This window comes from Pseudotenacibaculum sp. MALMAid0570, from assembly GCF_040151415.1.
In the GTDB taxonomy this organism is placed as follows: domain Bacteria; phylum Bacteroidota; class Bacteroidia; order Flavobacteriales; family Flavobacteriaceae; genus Polaribacter.
Genome location: NZ_JBDKWF010000050.1, coordinates 189,671 through 210,159 on the forward strand (window position 1 = coordinate 189,671; position 20,489 = coordinate 210,159).

General features: G+C 33.4%; 21 protein-coding genes. 7 read left to right on the forward strand and 14 right to left on the reverse strand.

What is annotated here, in order from left to right; all coding sequences use genetic code 11:
• Window positions 1-11: 11 nt before the first annotated feature.
• The 4 genes from AAON49_RS13095 to AAON49_RS13110 form a co-directional block, all read right to left on the reverse strand.
• Window positions 12-1,730, reverse strand: coding sequence for a M28 family peptidase (locus AAON49_RS13095; protein ID WP_349555216.1), 1,719 nt, complete (start codon window positions 1,728-1,730; stop codon window positions 12-14).
• Between the two features lie 36 nt (window positions 1,731-1,766).
• On the reverse strand, window positions 1,767-2,339 hold the full coding sequence (locus tag AAON49_RS13100; RefSeq protein ID WP_349555217.1) for a uracil-DNA glycosylase family protein: 573 nt from the start codon (window positions 2,337-2,339) through the stop codon (window positions 1,767-1,769).
• A 350-nt stretch (window positions 2,340-2,689) separates the two neighbouring features.
• Entirely contained in the window at window positions 2,690-3,361 is a 672-nt protein-coding gene (gene rsmI, locus AAON49_RS13105) for a 16S rRNA (cytidine(1402)-2'-O)-methyltransferase (protein WP_349555219.1), read from the reverse strand.
• A 59-nt stretch (window positions 3,362-3,420) separates the two neighbouring features.
• Window positions 3,421-3,783, reverse strand: a complete 363-nt coding sequence (locus AAON49_RS13110; protein WP_349555220.1) for a cupin domain-containing protein — start codon at window positions 3,781-3,783, stop codon at window positions 3,421-3,423.
• A gap of 171 nt (window positions 3,784-3,954) precedes the next feature.
• On the opposite strand from AAON49_RS13110, the gene aspS reads away from it, so the two are divergent.
• The 5 genes from aspS to hflX all read left to right on the forward strand — a co-directional run bounded on the left by aspS (window position 3,955) and on the right by hflX (window position 9,977).
• Entirely contained in the window at window positions 3,955-5,709 is a 1,755-nt protein-coding gene (gene aspS / locus AAON49_RS13115; protein ID WP_349555222.1) for an aspartate--tRNA ligase, read from the forward strand.
• 164 nt (window positions 5,710-5,873) lie between these two features.
• Window positions 5,874-6,587: a DUF6503 family protein gene (locus tag AAON49_RS13120; protein WP_349555224.1), complete on the forward strand. Its 714-nt coding sequence runs from the start codon at window positions 5,874-5,876 to the stop codon at window positions 6,585-6,587.
• A gap of 51 nt (window positions 6,588-6,638) precedes the next feature.
• On the forward strand, window positions 6,639-8,420 hold the full coding sequence (locus tag AAON49_RS13125) for a chloride channel protein (protein WP_349555226.1): 1,782 nt from the start codon (window positions 6,639-6,641) through the stop codon (window positions 8,418-8,420).
• Between the two features lie 34 nt (window positions 8,421-8,454).
• On the forward strand, window positions 8,455-8,697 hold the full coding sequence (locus AAON49_RS13130; protein ID WP_349555228.1) for a hypothetical protein: 243 nt from the start codon (window positions 8,455-8,457) through the stop codon (window positions 8,695-8,697).
• A gap of 71 nt (window positions 8,698-8,768) precedes the next feature.
• On the forward strand, window positions 8,769-9,977 hold the full coding sequence (hflX, locus tag AAON49_RS13135; protein ID WP_349555229.1) for a GTPase HflX: 1,209 nt from the start codon (window positions 8,769-8,771) through the stop codon (window positions 9,975-9,977).
• Window positions 9,978-9,979: 2 nt separating this feature from the next.
• On the opposite strand, the gene AAON49_RS13140 is transcribed toward hflX, so the two are convergent.
• From AAON49_RS13140 to AAON49_RS13165, 6 genes are all read right to left on the reverse strand, one after another.
• On the reverse strand, window positions 9,980-11,068 hold the full coding sequence (locus AAON49_RS13140) for a CNNM domain-containing protein (protein WP_349555231.1): 1,089 nt from the start codon (window positions 11,066-11,068) through the stop codon (window positions 9,980-9,982).
• Between the two features lie 86 nt (window positions 11,069-11,154).
• Window positions 11,155-11,994, reverse strand: a complete 840-nt coding sequence (locus AAON49_RS13145) for a DUF3078 domain-containing protein (protein ID WP_349555232.1) — start codon at window positions 11,992-11,994, stop codon at window positions 11,155-11,157.
• A 35-nt stretch (window positions 11,995-12,029) separates the two neighbouring features.
• Window positions 12,030-13,001, reverse strand: a complete 972-nt coding sequence (locus AAON49_RS13150; protein WP_349555233.1) for a DUF3078 domain-containing protein — start codon at window positions 12,999-13,001, stop codon at window positions 12,030-12,032.
• Between the two features lie 71 nt (window positions 13,002-13,072).
• Window positions 13,073-13,582, reverse strand: a complete 510-nt coding sequence (locus AAON49_RS13155) for a DUF2480 family protein (RefSeq protein WP_349555234.1) — start codon at window positions 13,580-13,582, stop codon at window positions 13,073-13,075.
• Window positions 13,582-13,902 (reverse strand): iron-sulfur cluster assembly protein, encoded by a 321-nt coding sequence (locus tag AAON49_RS13160; RefSeq protein WP_349555235.1) that lies wholly within the window; start codon window positions 13,900-13,902, stop codon window positions 13,582-13,584. The genes AAON49_RS13155 and AAON49_RS13160 overlap by 1 nt, the downstream gene beginning before the upstream one ends.
• Before the next feature lie 40 nt (window positions 13,903-13,942).
• Entirely contained in the window at window positions 13,943-14,359 is a 417-nt protein-coding gene (locus AAON49_RS13165) for a SufE family protein (RefSeq protein WP_349555237.1), read from the reverse strand.
• A gap of 75 nt (window positions 14,360-14,434) precedes the next feature.
• Here AAON49_RS13165 and AAON49_RS13170 point away from each other — a divergent pair, with 75 nt between their 5' ends.
• The gene (locus tag AAON49_RS13170) at window positions 14,435-15,361 is read left to right on the forward strand and encodes a PfkB family carbohydrate kinase (RefSeq protein WP_349555238.1); all 927 of its coding nucleotides are present in this window, start codon (window positions 14,435-14,437) and stop codon (window positions 15,359-15,361) included.
• Window positions 15,362-15,422: 61 nt separating this feature from the next.
• A complete protein-coding gene (locus tag AAON49_RS13175) occupies window positions 15,423-17,321 on the forward strand; it encodes an amidophosphoribosyltransferase (protein ID WP_349555240.1) in 1,899 nt (632 codons plus the stop codon).
• Window positions 17,322-17,393: 72 nt separating this feature from the next.
• Here the strand turns inward: AAON49_RS13175 and AAON49_RS13180 are convergent, their stop codons facing one another.
• The 4 genes from AAON49_RS13180 to fbp all read right to left on the reverse strand — a co-directional run bounded on the left by AAON49_RS13180 (window position 17,394) and on the right by fbp (window position 20,416).
• Window positions 17,394-18,002, reverse strand: coding sequence for a superoxide dismutase (locus tag AAON49_RS13180; protein WP_349555241.1), 609 nt, complete (start codon window positions 18,000-18,002; stop codon window positions 17,394-17,396).
• A gap of 269 nt (window positions 18,003-18,271) precedes the next feature.
• Window positions 18,272-18,634 carry a hypothetical protein gene (locus tag AAON49_RS13185; RefSeq protein ID WP_349555242.1) on the reverse strand — a complete coding sequence of 121 codons (363 nt, stop codon included), beginning with the start codon at window positions 18,632-18,634 and terminating at the stop codon, window positions 18,272-18,274.
• A gap of 9 nt (window positions 18,635-18,643) precedes the next feature.
• A complete protein-coding gene (locus tag AAON49_RS13190) occupies window positions 18,644-19,339 on the reverse strand; it encodes a Bax inhibitor-1/YccA family protein (RefSeq protein ID WP_349555243.1) in 696 nt (231 codons plus the stop codon).
• A 72-nt stretch (window positions 19,340-19,411) separates the two neighbouring features.
• Entirely contained in the window at window positions 19,412-20,416 is a 1,005-nt protein-coding gene (gene fbp / locus AAON49_RS13195; RefSeq protein ID WP_349555244.1) for a class 1 fructose-bisphosphatase, read from the reverse strand.
• Window positions 20,417-20,489: the final 73 nt, after the last annotated feature.

The window sequence follows — 20,489 nt, forward strand, 5'->3', positions numbered from 1 at the left end:
GCTTTTTTTATCTATTCTTTTGTAAGCTCTGAAGTAATCGATTGAGCTTTATCTTTTATAGTAGTTTGACTTTTTTCGATCACTGATTTTATGAGAGTAGAATCTTTTACCATATCATAGGTAGTGTTCATGGCTTTTAGATACCAATCTTCCCAAGCATCAATAATTGCTAATTGCGTTTTCAGAGAATCTCCTTTTTGCAAAGCAATTTTTCCTTGTTTTAGTTCTTCCTCCAATCTGTTGATAGCAGCACTCTCTATACTATTGAGTAAAATTTTCGCGGTGACTTCGTCACTATTCAATAGAGTATAGGCCGAAACCAAAGCTGCAGTTCCCACATTCTTTAAAGTGCTTTTAGAAACTTTATCAATTCGATCATTGTCCGTATGATAAAACTGATCTGTAAAGTGCCAAAACAATACACTAGGGATATTCGATCGTAAAAAAGGAACATGATCACTTCCACCTTCAAAAGGATTGGTATTTACCGTCCAATTAGCTAGCTTTCCTTGTTCTTGAAATTTTTCAATTAAGAAATCATTCAAATAATGTGGTTTCATTTCTTTTAAACTCATTTTTCTTCCTCCCCATTCTGTGTGTTTGTCATTACCACGAGTCCATATAGCACTTGGGTCTGGCATTTTTTCAATTAAAAAAGTTCCGCCAGTTTTTTCAGTGTCTTCACCAACCATGTCCAAACTAATTCCCCATTTTATGTCTTTCGCTCGAATACTATCTTCCTTTACATAACGATTGGTTGATACAATTTCGTCACCCCATAAAAATGTGAGGCTTCGTTTTAAGTTTAATCTCTTTTCACGAATTAAATCGGCTGTTACTTTTGCCATTTCTAATGCAACACCAACACCAGAAGCATTGTCATTAGCACCTGGCTCTTGAACATGAGCACTAAACACCAAACGTTCTTTAGGAGAATCACTTCCTTTAACATCAGCAACAATTGTTAGCTCTTCTGACGGATATATGTTGGTTTCAATCTTCACTGTAGCAATAACTTTTCCTTTCGAGATTTCATCCTTTAAACGCTCTTTAGCTTCATAAGAAAGTGCAATTGTCCAAGGTTTATGAACTGTATCTAACGGAATTCCTCTAAATTGAATTGAGGTTGTATTTTTTTGAGATTGCAGGTATTTAGGATTACTATATGAAAAAATTCCTACCGCTCCACCATCAATGATAGCTGTTTTAAAAACACTATATGGGCTTCTTTCTACAAAAACAATTTTTCCTTTTACAGAGGTTGACTTCAGTTTCTTTAAATCTTTTATATGAACCACCTCAGCAGTAACCCCTTCTTTAGGAGTACTATAAGAATTTAAAGCAAGCATGTTTCTATTGGTGTCGTGCATCAATAGAGGTTTCTTTTGATTGTTTATAGTAACTAATGCATCTACAGATTCCCAAGTAGGGCGCTTCATAGGGCGCTTTTCAATTCTGTAAGTAAGACGATCTTCTTTCGTGGCCTTTTCTTCCAAAACATAACCTGCTTTTTCTAGTTCTTCGGCAACTCTGTATATACTTTTGTTGAATCCTGTATTTCCTACAACTCTCCAATAGTCTTCAACAAAATCAGTAGTCTCATAGGCCAAGTCTCCGGTAAAGCGTTGGTTGATTTCTTCAGAATATCTTGAAGTACTAAGTTCCTTTTCTGTAGTACAAGAAAAAGTAAGTAAGGTTACAAAACCTAAAAGTAAAAATCGTTGAAACATAACTGTTGAGTGTTTAGACTGTAATATTACAGTTTTTTACTTGATGATACTAGCAACTCTTTTTTGTAATTCAGGAACTACATTTTTTTCAAACCAAGGGTTTTTTGTCAGCCAAAAACGATTTCTAGGCGATGGATGTGGCAGCACAAAATATTCAGGCAAATATTCAGGGTAATTATCTACTGTTTCAGTAAGAGTTCTTTTAGCTTTATCTTCTAAGTAATAGTTCTGCGCATACATTCCAATAAGTATAATTAATTCTATGTTTGGCATCAGGTCAAACAAAGGCTTGTGCCATTTCGGAGCACATTCTTTGCGAGGAGGAAGGTCTCCACTAGAGCCTTTTCCTGGATAACAAAATCCCATAGGAATAATAGCAAAAATATCTTCGTTGTAAAATTGCTCATCTGTCACATTCATCCATTTGCGTAATTGCTTTCCGCTCGCATCATCCCAGGGAATTCCACTAGCATGTACTTTGGTCCCAGGAGCTTGACCGATAATAACAACTCTAGAATCTTTGCTAGCTCTAACTACAGGGTTAGCACCTAAGGCAAGGTGAGGTTCGCAAAGAGTACAATTTTTAATATTGGTTAGCAACTGTTGCATGTTGGTTTGGTCGGGAAAAATAATAGAGCTTACTTATTGTTTTACAAATATAAGGTTGTACTTTTCTTTTTTTACAACAAAAAAAGCACCTTAATTTCTCAAGGTGCCAAAATAATAGATAACATATGAGTAATCTGATTATTTAGTATACGTTATAAAAGAAGACTCTTTTATTGTATCGATAATAATGCAAATTTCTATACATGAAAACACAGAAATTTGAAGTGGAAAGTTATGTAGAAAGCAAAAGAAAAAAACAGGTGATATTACCTGTTTTTATTTTTAGAGAAAAGTATGTGTGAATAGTTTCTTTTGAGAGAGAAAAGAAAAAGAATAGTTAATCTCACTACTTATTTCTTCCCCTCAACAACGATCACGATTTCACCCTTGGCGGGTTTTTGGGTATAATATTCTAAAACCTCTTTAGCAGTTCCTCTTTTGGTTTCTTCGTAGAGTTTCGTTAGTTCTCTTGAGACAGAAACACCTCGTTCTTCGCCAAAATACTCAACAAAATTGTTTAGCGTTTTGAGTAGTTTATGCGGACTTTCATAAAAAATCATAGTGCGAGCTTCTTCTGCAAGGAGTTTTAAACGAGTTTGTCGACCTTTTTTTACAGGCAAAAATCCTTCAAAGACAAATTTTTCATTTGGGAATCCAGAATTCACCAACGCAGGTACAAATGCAGTGGCGCCAGGCAAACATTCTACGTCTATATTATTTTGAATGCAGGCTCGTGTGAGTAAAAAACCAGGATCGGAAATTGCAGGAGTTCCAGCATCCGAAATCAAGGCACAAGACTCTCCATTCAAAATACGTTGTACAATACCATCAACAGTTTTATGTTCATTATGCATATGGTGGCTAAACATTTGAGTAGAAATATCAAAATGCTTTAAAAGTTTTCCACTTGTTCGAGTATCTTCCGCTAAAATAAAATCAACATCCTTTAAAACTTTGATAGCTCTAAATGTCATGTCTTCCAAGTTTCCTATAGGTGTCGGAACCAAAAATAATTTACTCATAAATCTTTACTCCTTTCTCTTTTCTTCTTACTCCTTACTCTTTTCTTTTGTTTTTCTTTCTATATTTCTTCGTAGGTTTCAACGGTAATATCAGCCATCACATCACCAGTGTGTTTTGTACTTAAAGGTTCAAATAAGAGCAAGTGTGTTTCCTCTTTGGCAATAGGTTTGTGTTCTACTCCTTTAGGAACTACGAAAAACTCACCAGGATTAACTGTAACCGATCTGTCTCTCAATTCCAAGACCAATTGACCTTTCATAACCATAAACATTTCATCTTCATCATCGTGTTTATGAAACACAAACTCACCTTGAATCTTTGCTAATAATATTTGTTGACCGTTTAATTGTCCGATCCTTTTAGGAGACCATTGATCTGAAAAGAGATCAAACTTTTCTTGAATATTTATAACCTTGTTCATACCTCAAATCTACAAATTATAATAGTTGTTTTGTTATAACAGGAACAGAATCTACAACATCTGTATTCATGTAAAGAATTCAACAAAACAGAAAACAAATTGACTTCGCGAAAAGACGTGATATTCTTAGGATTTGATTAAATTTGCACTTCATTTTAAGAAGACTGAAAAATGTATAGAACGCATTCTTGTGGAGAGTTAAGAGCTTCACATATCAATACAGAAGTTACTTTAGCAGGTTGGGTACAGAAATCAAGAGATAAAGGATTTATGATTTGGGTTGATGTACGTGATCGATATGGAATTACACAATTAATTTTTGATGAAGAAAGAACTTCTGCTGATTTGATGGAAAAAGCGAAAGGTTTAGGAAGAGAGTTTGTGATTCAAGTAAAGGGAACAGTTATTGAACGTCAGTCTAAAAACCCTAATATGGAAACAGGTGATGTTGAAGTATTGGTTTCTGAATTAACAATTTTAAACGAATCAAAACTACCGCCTTTTACCATTGAAGATGATACTGATGGAGGAGAAGACGTACGAATGAAATATCGTTATTTAGATATCCGTAGAAATCCAGTGAAGGAAAATTTGATGTTCCGTCATAAAGTATCTATGGAAGTACGTAAGTATTTATCAGACGAAGGATTTATAGATGTAGAAACTCCCTATCTAATCAAATCTACACCAGAAGGAGCTCGTGATTTCTTAGTGCCTTCTCGTATGAACCAAGGGCAGTTTTATGCATTGCCACAATCGCCTCAAACCTTCAAGCAATTGTTAATGGTTGGTGGAATGGATAAGTATTTTCAAATCGTAAAATGCTTTAGAGATGAAGATTTACGAGCTGATCGTCAGCCAGAATTTACCCAGATTGACTGTGAAATGGCTTTTGTTGAACAAGAAGACATTTTAAATACATTCGAAGGACTTACTCGTCATTTATTAAAAGAAATTAGAGGTGTTGAGGTTGAGAAATTCCCAAGAATGCAATATGATGATGCGATGCGTTTGTATGGAAATGATAAACCTGATATCCGTTTTGGAATGGAGTTTGGGGAGCTAAATAAAGTAGCACAGCACAAAGATTTCAAGGTTTTCAATTCTGCTGAATTAGTAGTGGGAATTGCCGTTCCTGGAGGAGCATCGTATACAAGAAAAGAAATTGATAAATTAATCGATTGGGTAAAGCGTCCACAAGTTGGAGCTTTAGGAATGGTCTATGTAAAGTGCAATGAAGATGGAAGCTACAAATCATCTGTAGATAAATTTTACGATCAAGATGATTTAGCAAAATGGGCAGAAGTTACTGGCGCCAAAGCTGGTGACTTAATCTGTGTTTTATCTGGAGAAGTCAATAAAGTAAGAGCACAATTAAGTGCTTTGCGTATGGAAATGGCAGAACGTCTTGGATTACGTAAACCTGATGAGTTTGCTCCATTATGGGTTGTAGATTTCCCATTGTTAGAGTTGGATGAAGAAACCGGACATTATCATGCAATGCATCACCCATTTACTTCTCCAAAACCAGGACAATTAGATTTGCTAGATTCTCAACCTGGAGAAGTAAAAGCCAATGCATATGACTTGGTATTGAATGGAAATGAAATAGGAGGAGGTTCTATCAGAATTCATGATAAAGAGACGCAAGCAATTATGTTAAAACATCTTGGTTTTTCTGATGAAGAAGCTAAAGCTCAATTTGGTTTCTTAATGGATGCTTTTGAATATGGTGCTCCACCACATGGAGGAATTGCATTCGGATTGGATAGACTAGTATCAATCTTAGGAGGGCAAGAAACTATTCGTGACTTTATTGCTTTCCCGAAAAACAATTCAGGTAGAGATGTAATGATTGATGCACCGGCCAATATTGATGAAGAACAACTACAAGAGCTTAGTATCAAGTTAGAAATAAAAGAATAAATCAAATCCTGCAATAGCGGGATTTTTTTTTACATGGAAAATTCCTCCGGATTGTCTTAATTTTTTGTTTCGTTTTCTATCAAGACAAAATGAAAATAAAGTAAAGATTATTTATAAAGATTCTGAAACCAGTTCAGAATAACATTTTTTCCTACTTTTAAGGTATGAAGAAATCAACTTTACTTTTATTCTTAGCCTTTGCTACTATTTCGTCATTCGCGCAAGAAATTACTGGAAAACAACTCTTAGAGAAATCAATTAAATATCACGATCCTGAGGGGAAATGGGAAACCTTTCAAGGAACACTATACATTACTATGGAAACTCCGAACAAACCCAAAAGAGATTCGGAGATAAAAATTGATATTCCCAACGAGTATTTTTATGTGAAGGCAACTCAAGGAAATAAAACAACAGAGTATACCTTAGACAAAGAGAAATGTACCATTCAATTTAATGGGAAAACTCCTACAGAGAAGGAGAAAAAAGACAACAAACTTAGTTGTGAACGAGCAAACCTCTACAAGAACTATTACACATATCTGTACGGAATGCCAATGAAATTAAATGATCCTGGCACAATTATCGAAGAAAAAGTAAACTTAGAAAAGTTTATGGGAGAAATGTACTTAATGCTAAGAGTTACTTACAAAAAAGAAGTAGGAGAAGATATTTGGTACTTCTATTTCAATCAAGAAAACTATGCATTAGAAGCATATCAATTTTACCATGATGAATCTAAATTTGATGGCGAGTATATTGTATTTACAGGTATGGAAACAATTAATGGAGTAAAAATGCCTAAAACAAGAGCATGGTATTACAATAAAAATCAACAGTACTTAGGAACAGATATTTTGAGAAATGGTAAAGAATAAAGAATAAAGAGAAAAGAGAAAAGAGTAAAGAGTAAGGAGAAAAGGGAAGAAATGCCAACTAAAAAACGAAATATATTTTTGAAAATTCTCATTTGGAGATATAAACATATCTCTGAACGTCAGTTTGTTTTGATACTGAGTATTTTGGTTGGATTTCTTGCTGGATTGGGAACGGTAATATTAAAATATTTAACGCTCTTAATTCAATCCATTTTAGAAGATGGAATTATCAAAAACGTTCATTATTTATTGTACTTCATTTTTCCTATCATAGGAATTTGGTTGGTGTATTTGTTGAAGAAAAATTTTATCAAAAAGGAAATTGGACATGGTATTTCCAGTACATTATATGCTATTTCTAAACGAAGCGGAATCATAGAGCGCTACAAAATGTTTGCATCTTTAATAACAGCTCCAATCACAGTTGGATTTGGAGGATCTGCTGGATTGCAAGGACCTGCTGTTAGTACAGGAGCAGCTTTGGGGTCTAATGTAGCACAGTTGTTTCATATGAATACCAAAACAAGAATGTTGTTAATTGGTTGTGCAACAGCTGGCGCTATGTCATCTATGTTTAAAGCCCCCGTGGCAGCAATCGTTTTTGCGATAGAAATCTTTAGTTTAGATCTTGTTTTTGCATCGTTAGTTCCTTTGTTATTAGCATCGGTATCCGCAGTAATTACTTCTTATTTTTTTAGAGGAACCGACGTTCTTTTTGGATTCGAATTGCAAGAAGCTTGGAGAGTAAAAGATATTGCTTTTTATGTATTATTAGCAGTTGGAACAGGAGTAGCATCAGTTTATTTTTCTAAAATGTATTTCTTCATTACCCGATTTTTCAATCGTTTTTCTAAGGCTTATTGGAAAATAGGAATCGCGGCTGTTGGTATAGGATTGATGCTCTATTTAATACCTCCCTTGTACGGTGAAGGATATGGATTGATTAATAATTTACTTAATGGAAACACAGCTGAAGCCTTAAGTGGTTTACAATATGATATAGACGTTACCAAAGTTTGGACTGTCATTGGAATGTTGATGATAATTGTGATATTTAAAGCTATTGCTATGGCTACTACCTTTGCTGCAGGTGGAGTAGGAGGGATTTTTATTCCAACGCTTTTTATGGGAAGCGCTTTAGGAAATGTATTTGCGAAAATCATCAATCAGTTTGGGTTTAGTGTTTCAGAATCAAACTTTACGTTGATTGGAATGACTGGTTTGATGGCGGGAGTATTGCATGCGCCTTTAACAGCAATTTTCTTGATTGCTGAAATTACTGGAGGTTATGATCTCTTTGTTCCGCTCATGTTAGTGGCAACTATTTCTTACGGATTTACCAAATATTTTGTTCCAAATTCAATTTATACAGCCGAACTAGCCAAACGAGGTGAGTTAATCACCAAGGATAAAGACAAAAATGCTTTGATGATGTTAAAAATCGATCGTGTTTTGGAAACAAACTTTGTAACATTACACCCAGAAATGACTTTAGGAGAAATGTTGAAAAAAGGAGTTTCTAAATCGAGCAGAAATCTATTTCCTGTGATTGATGAAGAAGAACAATTCTTAGGAATTGTTTTACTCGATGATGTTCGCTCAATTATGTTTGATCAAACGATGTATAACAATACCACAGTTTCGTTATTTATGAAATCGGCACCAGATATTATCTTTTATAGTGATTCTATGGAAACCATTATGAAGAAATTCAAAGGAACAGGTGCTTGGAATTTACCAGTCATTAAAGACAAAAAATACATTGGATTTATTTCTAAATCAAAACTATTAACAGCTTATAGAAATAAGTTAATCGAGGTAACTGCTACCTAAGAAGTTTGTACCTTTGAAAAATAGTATTTTATCAATGAAAAATCTACTTATAATTCTCTTTATCATATTTATTATTTGGATGTCCGTTGGGGGTTATCTTGAATATACAGAACATCCAAAAGGAAAAGTAGTCATGGGTCTAGGCGTATTATATCTGTCGTTTATTTTGATGCCCATTTTTATCTATTGGAGATACAAGGATGGGAAGTATAAAAAATACGTTATCAAAGACGATTTATTTTTTCCTAAAAAAGAAAAAGAAGAAGAGAAAGACTAGGAATCGAAATTTTCAAAACCTAAGACTCCCAAACTTTGCCACTTGCAATGGTATTGCTACCTTTGTCGCTTATGATTGATAAGAAGGAAGCGATATCAGAAAAAGCCGTTTTAATTGGTGTAATAACTCAGCATCAAGATGAAGCTCAGTCTGAAGAATATTTAGATGAATTAGAGTTTTTAACCTTAACTGCTGGTGGAATTGCCGTAAAACGTTTTGTGCAAAAATTAGAAAGACCTCATCCTAAAACTTTTTTGGGAGCAGGGAAACTAGAAGATGTAAAAGCGTATATAGATACGCATACTATTGGGACTGCTATTTTTGATGATGAATTGTCTCCTGCTCAGTTAAGAAATATTGAAAAGATTCTCGATTGTAAAATCCTTGACAGAACCAACCTTATCTTAGATATTTTTGCTCAAAGAGCTCAAACAAGCTCAGCAAAAACACAAGTTGAATTAGCACAACATCAATACCTGTTGCCACGTTTAACTCGACTTTGGACTCACCTTGATAAGCAAAAAGGAGGTATTGGAATGCGAGGTCCTGGTGAAACAGAAATAGAAACAGATAGACGTATCATTCGCGATAAAATCTCTTTGTTAAAAAAGAAGTTAGTCACCATTGACAAGCAAATGGCTGTACAACGAAAGAATCGCGGTAAAATGGTTCGTGTAGCTTTGGTAGGATATACCAATGTTGGGAAATCTACTTTAATGAACGTGGTAAGCAAAAGTGATGTGTTTGCAGAAAACAAACTCTTTGCAACACTAGACACAACGGTACGTAAAGTGGTGATTAAAAACATTCCGTTTTTAATGACTGATACTGTGGGATTCATCAGAAAATTACCTACACAATTGGTAGAATCGTTCAAGTCTACGTTAGATGAAGTTCGTGAAGCTGATTTGTTATTGCATGTAGTTGATATTTCTCACCCAAATTTTGAAGATCATATTGAGTCTGTTAATAAGATCTTGCAAGAAATTGAAAGTGCAGATAAGCCTACAATTATGGTGTTTAATAAGATTGATGCCTATACTCATGAAACCATTGATGAGGATGATTTGGTTACTGAAAGAACCAAAGCACATTACACTTTAGACGATTGGAAAAAGACTTGGATGAATGATTTAGAGAAAGAGTCTATTTTCATCTCTGCATTAAACAAGGGAAATTTAGAAGCTTTTAAAGACAAAGTATATGATGAAGTGAAGAAAATTCACATTCAACGTTTTCCATATAACGACTTTTTATACTACGAGTACAAAGAAGAATAGGTTTATTCTTCTTCCTTATTAAAATCATCAATAATCCCCAAACGTTTAGCTCTTCGTTCCCAACTTTTTCTGGCTAGTAATTGAAGGTCTTCAATGTTATCACTTTCATCCATGATTTCCAATCCTAATAAGGTTTCTATCATGTCTTCTTGAGTTACTAATCCACTAACAGATCCATATTCATCTACTACCAAAGCAATATGCTCTCTCTGATCAATTAATTGTTCAAACAAGTTAGGAATAGGTAAACTCCTATTAGTAACTAAAATAGTTCGTTTAATCTCTTTTAAAGGATTTTCGCCATTTCCTTTAATAATAGCTTCCAACAATTGATCTTTTAAAAAGTAACCCGTAATATTATCAGGATTTTCACTGTAGATTGGAATTCGAGAAAAACGTAAGGTAGGATTTTCATCAAAAAATGACTGAATGGTTTGTGTTTCATCGGCCGACTTTAAAACCGTTCTTGGCGTCATAATATCTCTAACTAAAACCTCCTTAAAATTTAATAAGTTTTTAATGACTTTACTTTCCGATTCTTGAAAAACACCTTCTTGTTCAGCAATGTCTGCCATAGCTGTAAAATCTTCTCTACTTAAAACAGAGCCGTGACCGCCTTTACCAAAAAGTCTTGTAAACAATTGAAGTGTCCAAAGAATGCCGGTCCATTTAAAAAAGAAAATTAATGCTGAAAGCGTATTGGCAGAAAACTTTGCCAATTTTTTCCAATGTGTAGCGCCAATTGTTTTAGGGATAATTTCTGAGACCACTAAAATTAAGATGGTCATAATAGCAGAAACAATACCAACAATATTAAATCCTAAAATTTCTACTTTGTATGGCAACTGTTCTGCCTGTACTCCTACTAAAATTGCGCCGACTGTATGGGCAATGGTGTTTAGCGTAAGAATAGCAATTAGAGGTTTGTCTACATCATTTTTAATTTTTTCAAGTGTCTTTGCATAAGATTTACCTTCAGAGATTTTCACACTGATAAATGTAGGTGTTACGCTTAACAAAACAGCTTCAAGAATAGAACATAAAAAAGAAAAAAAGATAGAAAGTGTCGCGTAAACGATTAAAAGTGTCATTGTAAATGTTTGGTGGGATAAAGATACCAAAAAAAGAAAGCCACAGAAATTCAATTTCCATGGCTTCAAAATTTGTTTTTTTTTGTTTAGAAAATATAATTCACACCCAATCCAAATACTTCTTTAAACTGAACTCTGCTAGAAGCATTGTCATCAACAATCATGTGAAAGTTTAAATTAGTAGATAGGTATTTGTTGATTTGCATAACAAAATTCAATTGATAGTTTACATCAATATTTTGTGGGTCTTCTAAATAGTTAGAATATACATTTAAAATATTTTCCATACTCACGTTTTCCATCAAAGTAGCTTTATAATATAAAGCTGAATAGAACCCTAATTCATAACGTGAAGTTTTTCCTGCTTCAGTACCATATTGTCCAGCAAATTGGTTGCTTACAAAAGTTGCTTTTGTTGTTGCTGGAGATAAGTGAAGACTAAAGTTGTTTGATTTCTTGTATACCATACCAGGACCTAAGGTTACATAACCAGGTGCAAAAAACTCTGAAGTTGCAGTTTTAGGAGTAGTAGAATAGTCATAACCAGTTGTAAACTGACTGCGAATATTTAATAAGAAAGAATACGACCAATTTTCGCTAGCTTTTTTACCTAACAGTGAATTAAACTCGAACTGATCATCTGTTTTTCTAGTTCCGGTTCCACTAATATTACTAATACCATACTTAGTGATAATCTTGTTGTCCCAAGTCCAATCTCCTTTTTTGTAGTTAAAATCGTAATTGATACTTACCGTACCTGAAACCGAATTTTCTCCCCCAGCAATCCAGTTTGAAAACGAAGACTGATTAAATAATAGTGAAAACACACCCTTTTTTGTCCAATTAGAAGTAGAATCTACTTTCTTTTCCTGAGCATTGATTGACATCCCAGCCAATACAAAGCATAATACAATAATTCTTTTCATAAAATATACCCAATATTTGGGGCAAAAATAAGGTTTTAAATCTTATGAAAAGTGTAATTCACACCTAATCCGAAAAGTTCTCTGAATTGAATTCGACTTGAAGCATTTGTGTCAGAAATAGTATGTAAAGTAAGGTTCATAGATAAGTACTTGTTAACACTTACATAAAAGTTCATTTGGTAATTTACATCCACGTTTTGAGGATTGTCTAAATAATCTGCATACAAGGCAATAATATTTTCCATGGTTAAATCTTTCATAATTTTAAATTTAAGATAACCGGAAAGATTGAAACCCATACTAAACTTAGTAGTTTTTCCAGGTTCTGTACCATATTGACCCGAAAATTGTTCACTAACAAATGTAAAACGAGCCGTACCAGGAGCGATATTTATTCTTAGATCTTCAGATTTCCGCCATAAGATACCTGGGGCAAAACTCAAATAAGCAGGAGAAAGAACATTAGAAACAAGAAGTTTTGGATCTTTAGAGTAGTCAAAACCTTTTGAAAATTGCGAAATAAAGTTGCTAAAGAATGAAAAGTACCAATGACCACCTGCTTTATAACCTAAAACTGAGTTGTACTCAAAACGATCATCCGTCTTTCTATATCCTTGGCCACTTACATGACTAGATCCATAAGAAGAAATGATTTTATTATCCCATTTCCATTTCCCTTTCACATAATTGAAGTCATAATTCAATCCCAAAGCTCCAGACACAGTATTATTTCCCCCAGCAGACCAATTGGTAAAAGAAGATTGATTGAACAAAAATGTCATTCTTCCATCAACACTCCACTTTTTAGGAACTTCAGTTGCTTTTTTAGCTTTGTCTTCTCGTTCTTTAATGTCTTTGAGAATCTTGTTGATGGAATCAACCTTTTTGGTTAAGAATGCTTTGGTAATAGAGTCGACTTTACGAATGGAGTCGTTTGTTGTTTGTGCATTTCCAAAAGTTGATGCAAAAACAAAAATTAGGATAAGAACTCTCTTCGTAGAGGTCATTTTTTGGTGTTAGTTGTTGTTATTGTTGGCTCGACAGGCACAAAAATAATACCAAATATTAAAAAACAAAACTATTTTTTCTTTTTGAAAAGAGGAACTGTAGAGCAAGCTTCTCCGTACATGATATTTTTGGCAACAGGTTGTATGCGTTCTATTAAAAAAGAAAAGGCAGAAGCAGGAATAGGCTTGTTTGCACATCCTTTAATGATGATAGGTTTATTCTCAAATTGAGTAATGTCTATTGATGCAATAATGTTTTGAAAAAGAACAGTTTCAAGTAATTCTAAATTACCAACTACCACTTTTTTAGCATAAGGTTGTAATTCTGTAGAAAGCAATAAAAAAGCCCAAGAAGGAATAATAGCATCTTCAGAGCAAGTTAATGCTACATAAGCATCTTGGTATTGAGACCAATTATGATTTTTAACTGAGTCTCTAAAATCTTTTTCCCTTAAAATGATTCCTTCAAATAACCAATCTTTGATATCAAATAGCACTCTTTCTCCTTCAGGATAAAAGTCTTCTAAATCTATGTTGATTAAAGGACTATTCGCTACTCTATTGATAATTTCTTCAGCCATTATAACATTCCAAGTTCTAGTTTTGCTTCTTCACTCATCATATCTTGAGTCCAAGTAGGGTCAAAAGTAATTTCAACTTCAGCATTGTTAATCTCTTTTAGAGTTTTTACTTTTTCCTCAACTTCTACAGGTAAAGTTTCAGCAACAGGGCAATTAGGAGATGTTAGTGTCATCAAAATTTTAGCATCGTTCTCTTCATTCACAAAAACATCGTAAATCAATCCTAATTCGTAAATGTCTACCGGAATTTCTGGATCGTAAATGGTTTTTAAAACACGAACTATTTTATCTCCTATTTCTTGTACAGCTTCTTCTGTCATTTTCAATAAAAATTATGTTGCAAAGATACCACTAATTGTACTAATTTGCTTGTTGAGCAATCGCATACAATTTTATTTGTTTTAACATAGAAACTAATCCATTGGCTCTCGTTGGCGATAAGTGTTCTTTCAATCCAATTTCATCAATAAAATCGGTCTTAGCACTTAAAATATCTTCTGAGGTTTGATTGGTGAAAACACGAAGTAATAATGCAACCAATCCTTTTGTTAAAATAGCATCGCTATCAGCAGTGAAAAGAATTTTTCCTTCTTTTGATGTTGAATGCAACCATACTTTAGATTGACATCCTTTAATCAAGTTTTCATCAAGTTTGAATTGAGGATCAATAATGGGAAGCGATTTTCCTAATTCAATTAAATATTCATATCGCTCCATCCAATCATCGAACATTGCAAACTCATCAATAATTTCTTCCTGTATTTCTTTAATTGTCATTTTTAAAACTTATTTTTGCCCTTTCTGAAATATCGTTGCAAAACAAGTTGCAAAATTACGGTAAAAAAACAAGAAATGAGTAAATTATTAGCAGTTGGAACTGTTGCATTTGACGCCATAGAAACTCCGTTTGGAAAGACAGACAAGATTTTAGGAGGATCTGGAACTTTTGTTGGATTAGCAGCAGCTCAATTTGGAGTGCATACCGGCGTTGTATCGGTAGTAGGAGGTGATTTTCCAAAAGAATATTTGGAAATGATGAACTCAAAAGGAATCAACACTGACGGTGTTGAAATTGTTGAAAATGGGAAAACTTTTTTCTGGAGTGGGAAATATCATAACGATATGAATTCTCGTGATACTTTAGTTACAGAACTAAACGTATTAGCAGACTTTACTCCAGTGGTTCCAGAATCATTTAAAGATGCTGACATTGTCATGTTAGGAAATTTACATCCTTCAACGCAAATGTCGGTTTTAGATCAGATGAATCAAAAACCTAAATTAGCAATTTTAGATACCATGAACTTTTGGATGGATTCTGCTTTGGAAGATTTACATAAAGTTTTAAAAAGAATTGATGTGATTACTATTAATGATGAAGAAGCTCGTCAGTTAAGCGGAGAATATTCTTTGGTAAATGCAGCAAAGAAGATTCATGAGATGGGACCAAAATATGTTGTGATAAAGAAAGGTGAGCATGGAGCATTGTTATTTAATAATGGGAAAATGTTTTTTGCACCAGCTTTACCATTAGCTGAAGTTTTTGATCCAACTGGAGCAGGAGATACGTTTGCAGGAGGTTTTGCTGGATATCTTGCTAAAACAGAGGATATATCTTTTGAGAATTTGAAAAATGCAATTATTTACGGTTCAAACTTGGCCTCGTTCTGTGTAGAGAAATTCGGAACACAACGAATGGAGGAGCTATCAGGAGATGAAGTGAAAGAGCGACTTGGAGCGTTTAAAGAATTAACACAGTTTGATATCAAATTATCATAAATTAAAATCCGCGCATCACTGCGCGGATTTTTTATTAAAATAAACATACAATTATCTATCCATGAGCGACGCTATTAAACACGAATGTGGAATTGCTTTAGTAAGATTAAAAAAACCATTACAGTTTTATAAAGACAAATACGGAACAGCTTTTTATGGCTTGAATAAAATGTATTTGTTGATGGAAAAACAACACAATAGAGGTCAAGATGGTGCTGGTTTGGCAAGTGTTAAATTTAATGTAGAACCCGGTCAACGATATATTAGCAGAGTACGTTCCAATAAATCGCAACCTATTCAACATGTGTTTAAGAAAATTAACGAACGACTGAATGGAGTCTTTGAAAAAAATCCAGATAAATTAGATGATGTTTCTTGGCAAGAACAAAACATGCCTTATATAGGAAACCTGTTTTTAGGTCATGTTCGTTACGGAACTTTTGGTAAGAATAGTATGGAAAGTGTGCATCCTTTTTTACGCCAAAGTAATTGGAAGCATCAGAACTTAATTGTAGCAGGAAATTTTAATATGACAAATTCTATGCAGCTCTTGGAAGAACTGATAGAACTTGGTCAGCATCCAAAAGAGTTTACAGATACTGTTACTGTGATGGAGAAGATAGGGCACTTTTTAGAAGAAGAAGTAGCAGATTTATATCAGCAAGCAAAAGAAAAAGGAATGTCTAAGTTTGAGGCTTCTCCTTATATTGAAGAACATTTAAATATTCAGCGAATTTTACAACGTTCTTCTAAGAATTGGGATGGAGGATATGCTATGGCTGGATTAATGGGTCATGGAGATGCATTTGTGTTAAGAGATCCTAATGGGATTCGCCCAACATTTTTCTATGAAGATGATGAGGTTGTAGTAGTTGCTTCAGAAAGGCCTGTAATTCAAACTGTTTTTAATGTTAAGTTAGAAGAGATTAAGGAGTTAGACAGAGGACATGCTCTAATTATTAAGAAAAACGGAAAAGCTTCGGTAGAGCAAATATTAGAACAAAGAGAGAAAAAATCCTGCTCATTTGAACGCATTTATTTCTCTAGAGGAAGTGACGCTGGAATATACCAAGAGCGTAAAAATTTAGGAAAATATGTATTTCCTCAGGTTTTAGAATCAATAAATGATGATATTTCAAATACAGTTTTCTCTTTCATTCCAAATACTGCGGAGACATCTTTTTATGGAATGACTGAAGCTGCAGAGGATGTGTTGAATAAACAAAAGACATCAAAAATATTGTCAGGACAACGTGCGCTTTCTGCTGAGAAAGTCACAGAGATTTTATCTGAAAGACCTCGTTTTGAAAAGATAGCGATTAAAGATGCCAAATTAAGAACGTTTATTGCTGATGATAATAGCAGAGACGATCTTGTAGCACATGTTTATGATGTTACTTATGGAGTAGTAAAATCTACAGATAATTTAGTGGTCATTGATGATAGTATCGTTCGAGGAACTACCTTAAAGAAGAGTATCATTAAAATTTTAGATCGATTACAACCTAAAAAAATAGTGATTGTTTCATCGGCTCCTCAAATTCGTTATCCTGATTGCTACGGTATTGATATGGCTAGAATTGGTGATTTCATTGCGTTTAAAGCAGCTTTAGAATTGCTGAAAGATACCAATCAATATCACATTGTTGATGAGGTTTATCAAAAATGTAAAAATCAAGTAAATGATTCTGATGCAGAGATTGTAAATTATGTAAAAGAAATCTATGCTCCGTTTAAAGATCAAGAAATTTCTGATAAGATAGCTGAAATGTTAAAGACTGATGAAATTGTTGCAGATGTTGAAGTGATCTATCAAACAGTAGATAATTTACATAAAGCCTGTCCGGAAAACTTAGGAGATTGGTACTTTACAGGAGACTACCCAACAGATGGTGGTCATCGAGTTGTAAACAATGCGTTTATCAATTTTTACGAAGGAAATAATAAAAGAGCTTACTAATTGGCTAATTATTGATATAAACTAAAAAAGCACCCAATTGGGTGCTTTTTTAGTTTATAAAGATTAAGAGAATTATTTCCCTACGTTGTAACGTCTTGTAACTTCATTCCAGTTAATTACATTAAAGAAAGCTTCAATATAATCAGGACGTCTGTTTTGGTAGTTTAAATAATAAGCATGCTCCCATACATCAATTCCTAAAATAGGAGTTCCATCGCAAGCAACACCTGGCATTAATGGATTGTCTTGGTTTGGAGTAGCACATACTTCTACAGAACCTCCTTGGTTTACACATAACCAAGCCCATCCTGAACCGAATTGAGTAGCAGCTGCTTTAGAAAAAGCATCTTTAAATCCGTCAAAAGAACCAAAAGCAGCATCAATAGCATCTTTTAACTCTCCAGATAATTCTCCTCTATCATTTGGATCCATTACTTCCCAAAATAATGAGTGGTTATAAAAACCTCCACCATTATTACGGACAGCAGCATTGTTCATGTCTAAATTTGTAATGATTTCTTCGATGTATTTTCCTTCAAGTTCTGTTCCTTCAATAGCAGCATTTAATTTTGTAGTATAACCATTGTGATGTTTGCTATGGTGGATTTCCATAGTTTTTGCATCTATATGAGGCTCTAATGCATCATATGCATAGCCTAATTCTGGTAATTCAAAAGCCATAATATTGTATTTAGTAGTTAATTTTTCTTTTTTTAATCACACAAATTTAACTATAAAAAGCAGGGCGTACAAGTGGTTAACTTTTTGATAATTTATATTGCTATAAGATAAAATGATAAAGTTCTTTTTTTAGAAAAGAGTTAGATAAAGCATACAAGAGATAAATAATAACAGAATAATTAGCAGACAACCACTTCTTAATTTGCTGTTTTTAGATTTACTATCACTAATAGTAATGAATAAATCTGCTAAAAATTCTAGTAGATCACTCATTCTCTTTTTCTAGAACTTATTTTTTCTTCAATTTTTCTTTTTCTTTCAATTAATTTTTTCATTTTTCTTCTATCTTGAATTCCCCAAATAAAATGTCCAAGAAGGCTTAATGAGATGTAAACTCCTGCACATAATAATACGGCGTTCCAATAATTGCCATCCATCCGTTCTTGAATGGTGTCACTTGTATATCCTGTATAGCTGTCATGTTGATAATATCTTGGAGCTAAGAAACTAAATCCAATACCAAATAAGATTACTTTAATAATATTCTTGCCAAAAAAATTAGAGTTTTTTTCTAATCTTTTAATTTTACCATTAAGATACCTTAATCTTTTCTCAAGATAATAACTATCCATATAATAACTTTACTTTCTTTTGCCAAAAAGTCTGAGTAGATATAGGAATAGATTAATGAAATCTAAATAAAGAGTTAGAGCTCCCATAACTGATTCTTTTGTATCTTCTTCAGTGCCTTCATTTCCAATAATGTTCATTTCTTTAATCTTTTGAGTATCATAAGCAGTAAGACCAACAAAAATCAAAATTCCAGCATAAGTTGTAATCCAATATAACATTTCATTGTGGAAAAATAAATTTACAATTGAAGCTATTATTAAGCCTATTAACCCCATAAAAGCTAAATTCCCTATAGATGTTAAATCTTTTTTAGTATAGTAACCATAAGCACTCATTAAAGCAAATGTTCCAGCAGTAATCCAGAAAGTAGAAGCTATAGATTCAGTTGTATATATAAGAAAAATTACAGATAGTGTGAGTCCATTTAGAAATGAATAAAATATAAAGGCTATTATTGCAGTTTTCGCAGACATTTTATCAATCATGCCTGCTAAAAACATCACTAATAAAAGCTCAAAAATTAATAAGCCATAAAAAATAAATCTTTCAGAAAAAATAAATTCGGAAACAGCAGGGGTAATAGAGACCCAATAGGCTACAAAACCAGTAATTGATAATGCAACTGACATCCATGTATAAACTTTGGTAATAAATCGAGCTTGTTCGGAAGCAATTTGTTCCTCAGTAATTTTACGTGTATTCATAATATGTGATTAGTTTTAGCAATTTTAAAAACCTAAAACTAATTAAAAAAAAGTAAAAGTTTATTCTTAGAATTAAGAATTCCTCATAAATTCTTCAGCCTTTTCCACCATATTTTTACTTCCGCAAAAGAAAGGTACTCTTTGGTGAAGCTCAGTAGGCTCAAGATCCATAATTCTAGTAAATCCATCACTGGCTTTTCCATTGGCTTGTTCAGCTAAGAATGCCATAGGATTACACTCATACAATAAACGTAACTTTCCGTTAGAGTTTTTCGAACTTTTAGGATACATATAGATACCTCCTTTGATCATGTTTCTGTGAAAATCAGAAACCAAAGAGCCAATGTATCTACTTGTATAGGGTCTATCGCCTTCTTCTTCTTGACAATATTTAATGTAATCTTTTACACCTTGAGGAAAATGAATGTAATTCCCTTCATTTACTGAATAGATTTTTCCATCTTCAGGAAATTGCATATTAGGATGTGATAAATAATAACTTCCAATAGCAGGATTTAATGTAAAACCATTCACACCATCACCCGTGGTATAAACTAGCATTGTAGAAGTTCCGTAAATAACATAACCAGCAGCTACTTGTTGACTTCCTTTTTGCAAGAAATCTTCCAATTGAACAGGAGTGCCAACTGGTGTAACACGTCTGTAAACCGAAAAAATAGTACCTACAGAAACATTCACATCAATATTGGATGAACCATCTAAAGGATCAATTAAAACAACGTACTTATTTTGATGATTTTCATCCTGACTATTAATCGCAATAAAATCGTCTTCCTCTTCACTTGCAATACCGCAAACAATGTTCCTGTTAATTAAAGTCTGTATGAACTTGTCATTGGCATAAACATCCAATTTTTGTTGATCCTCTCCTTGGATATTTGTGTCGCCAGCAGCACCAATAATATCAACCAATCCAGCTTTGTTTACTTCGTGATTTACCACCTTAGCAGCTAATCGAATCGAATTGATTAATCTTGATAATTCTCCTGAAGTATATTTGAATGAAGACTGATTTTCAATAATAAATTCACCTAGAGTTTGGTTTTTACTAGCCATGCTGAGAATACAATTTAGGTATACAAAGATGCTACTTTTTTTTAAAGAACGATAACGTTTTCGTAAACTTATT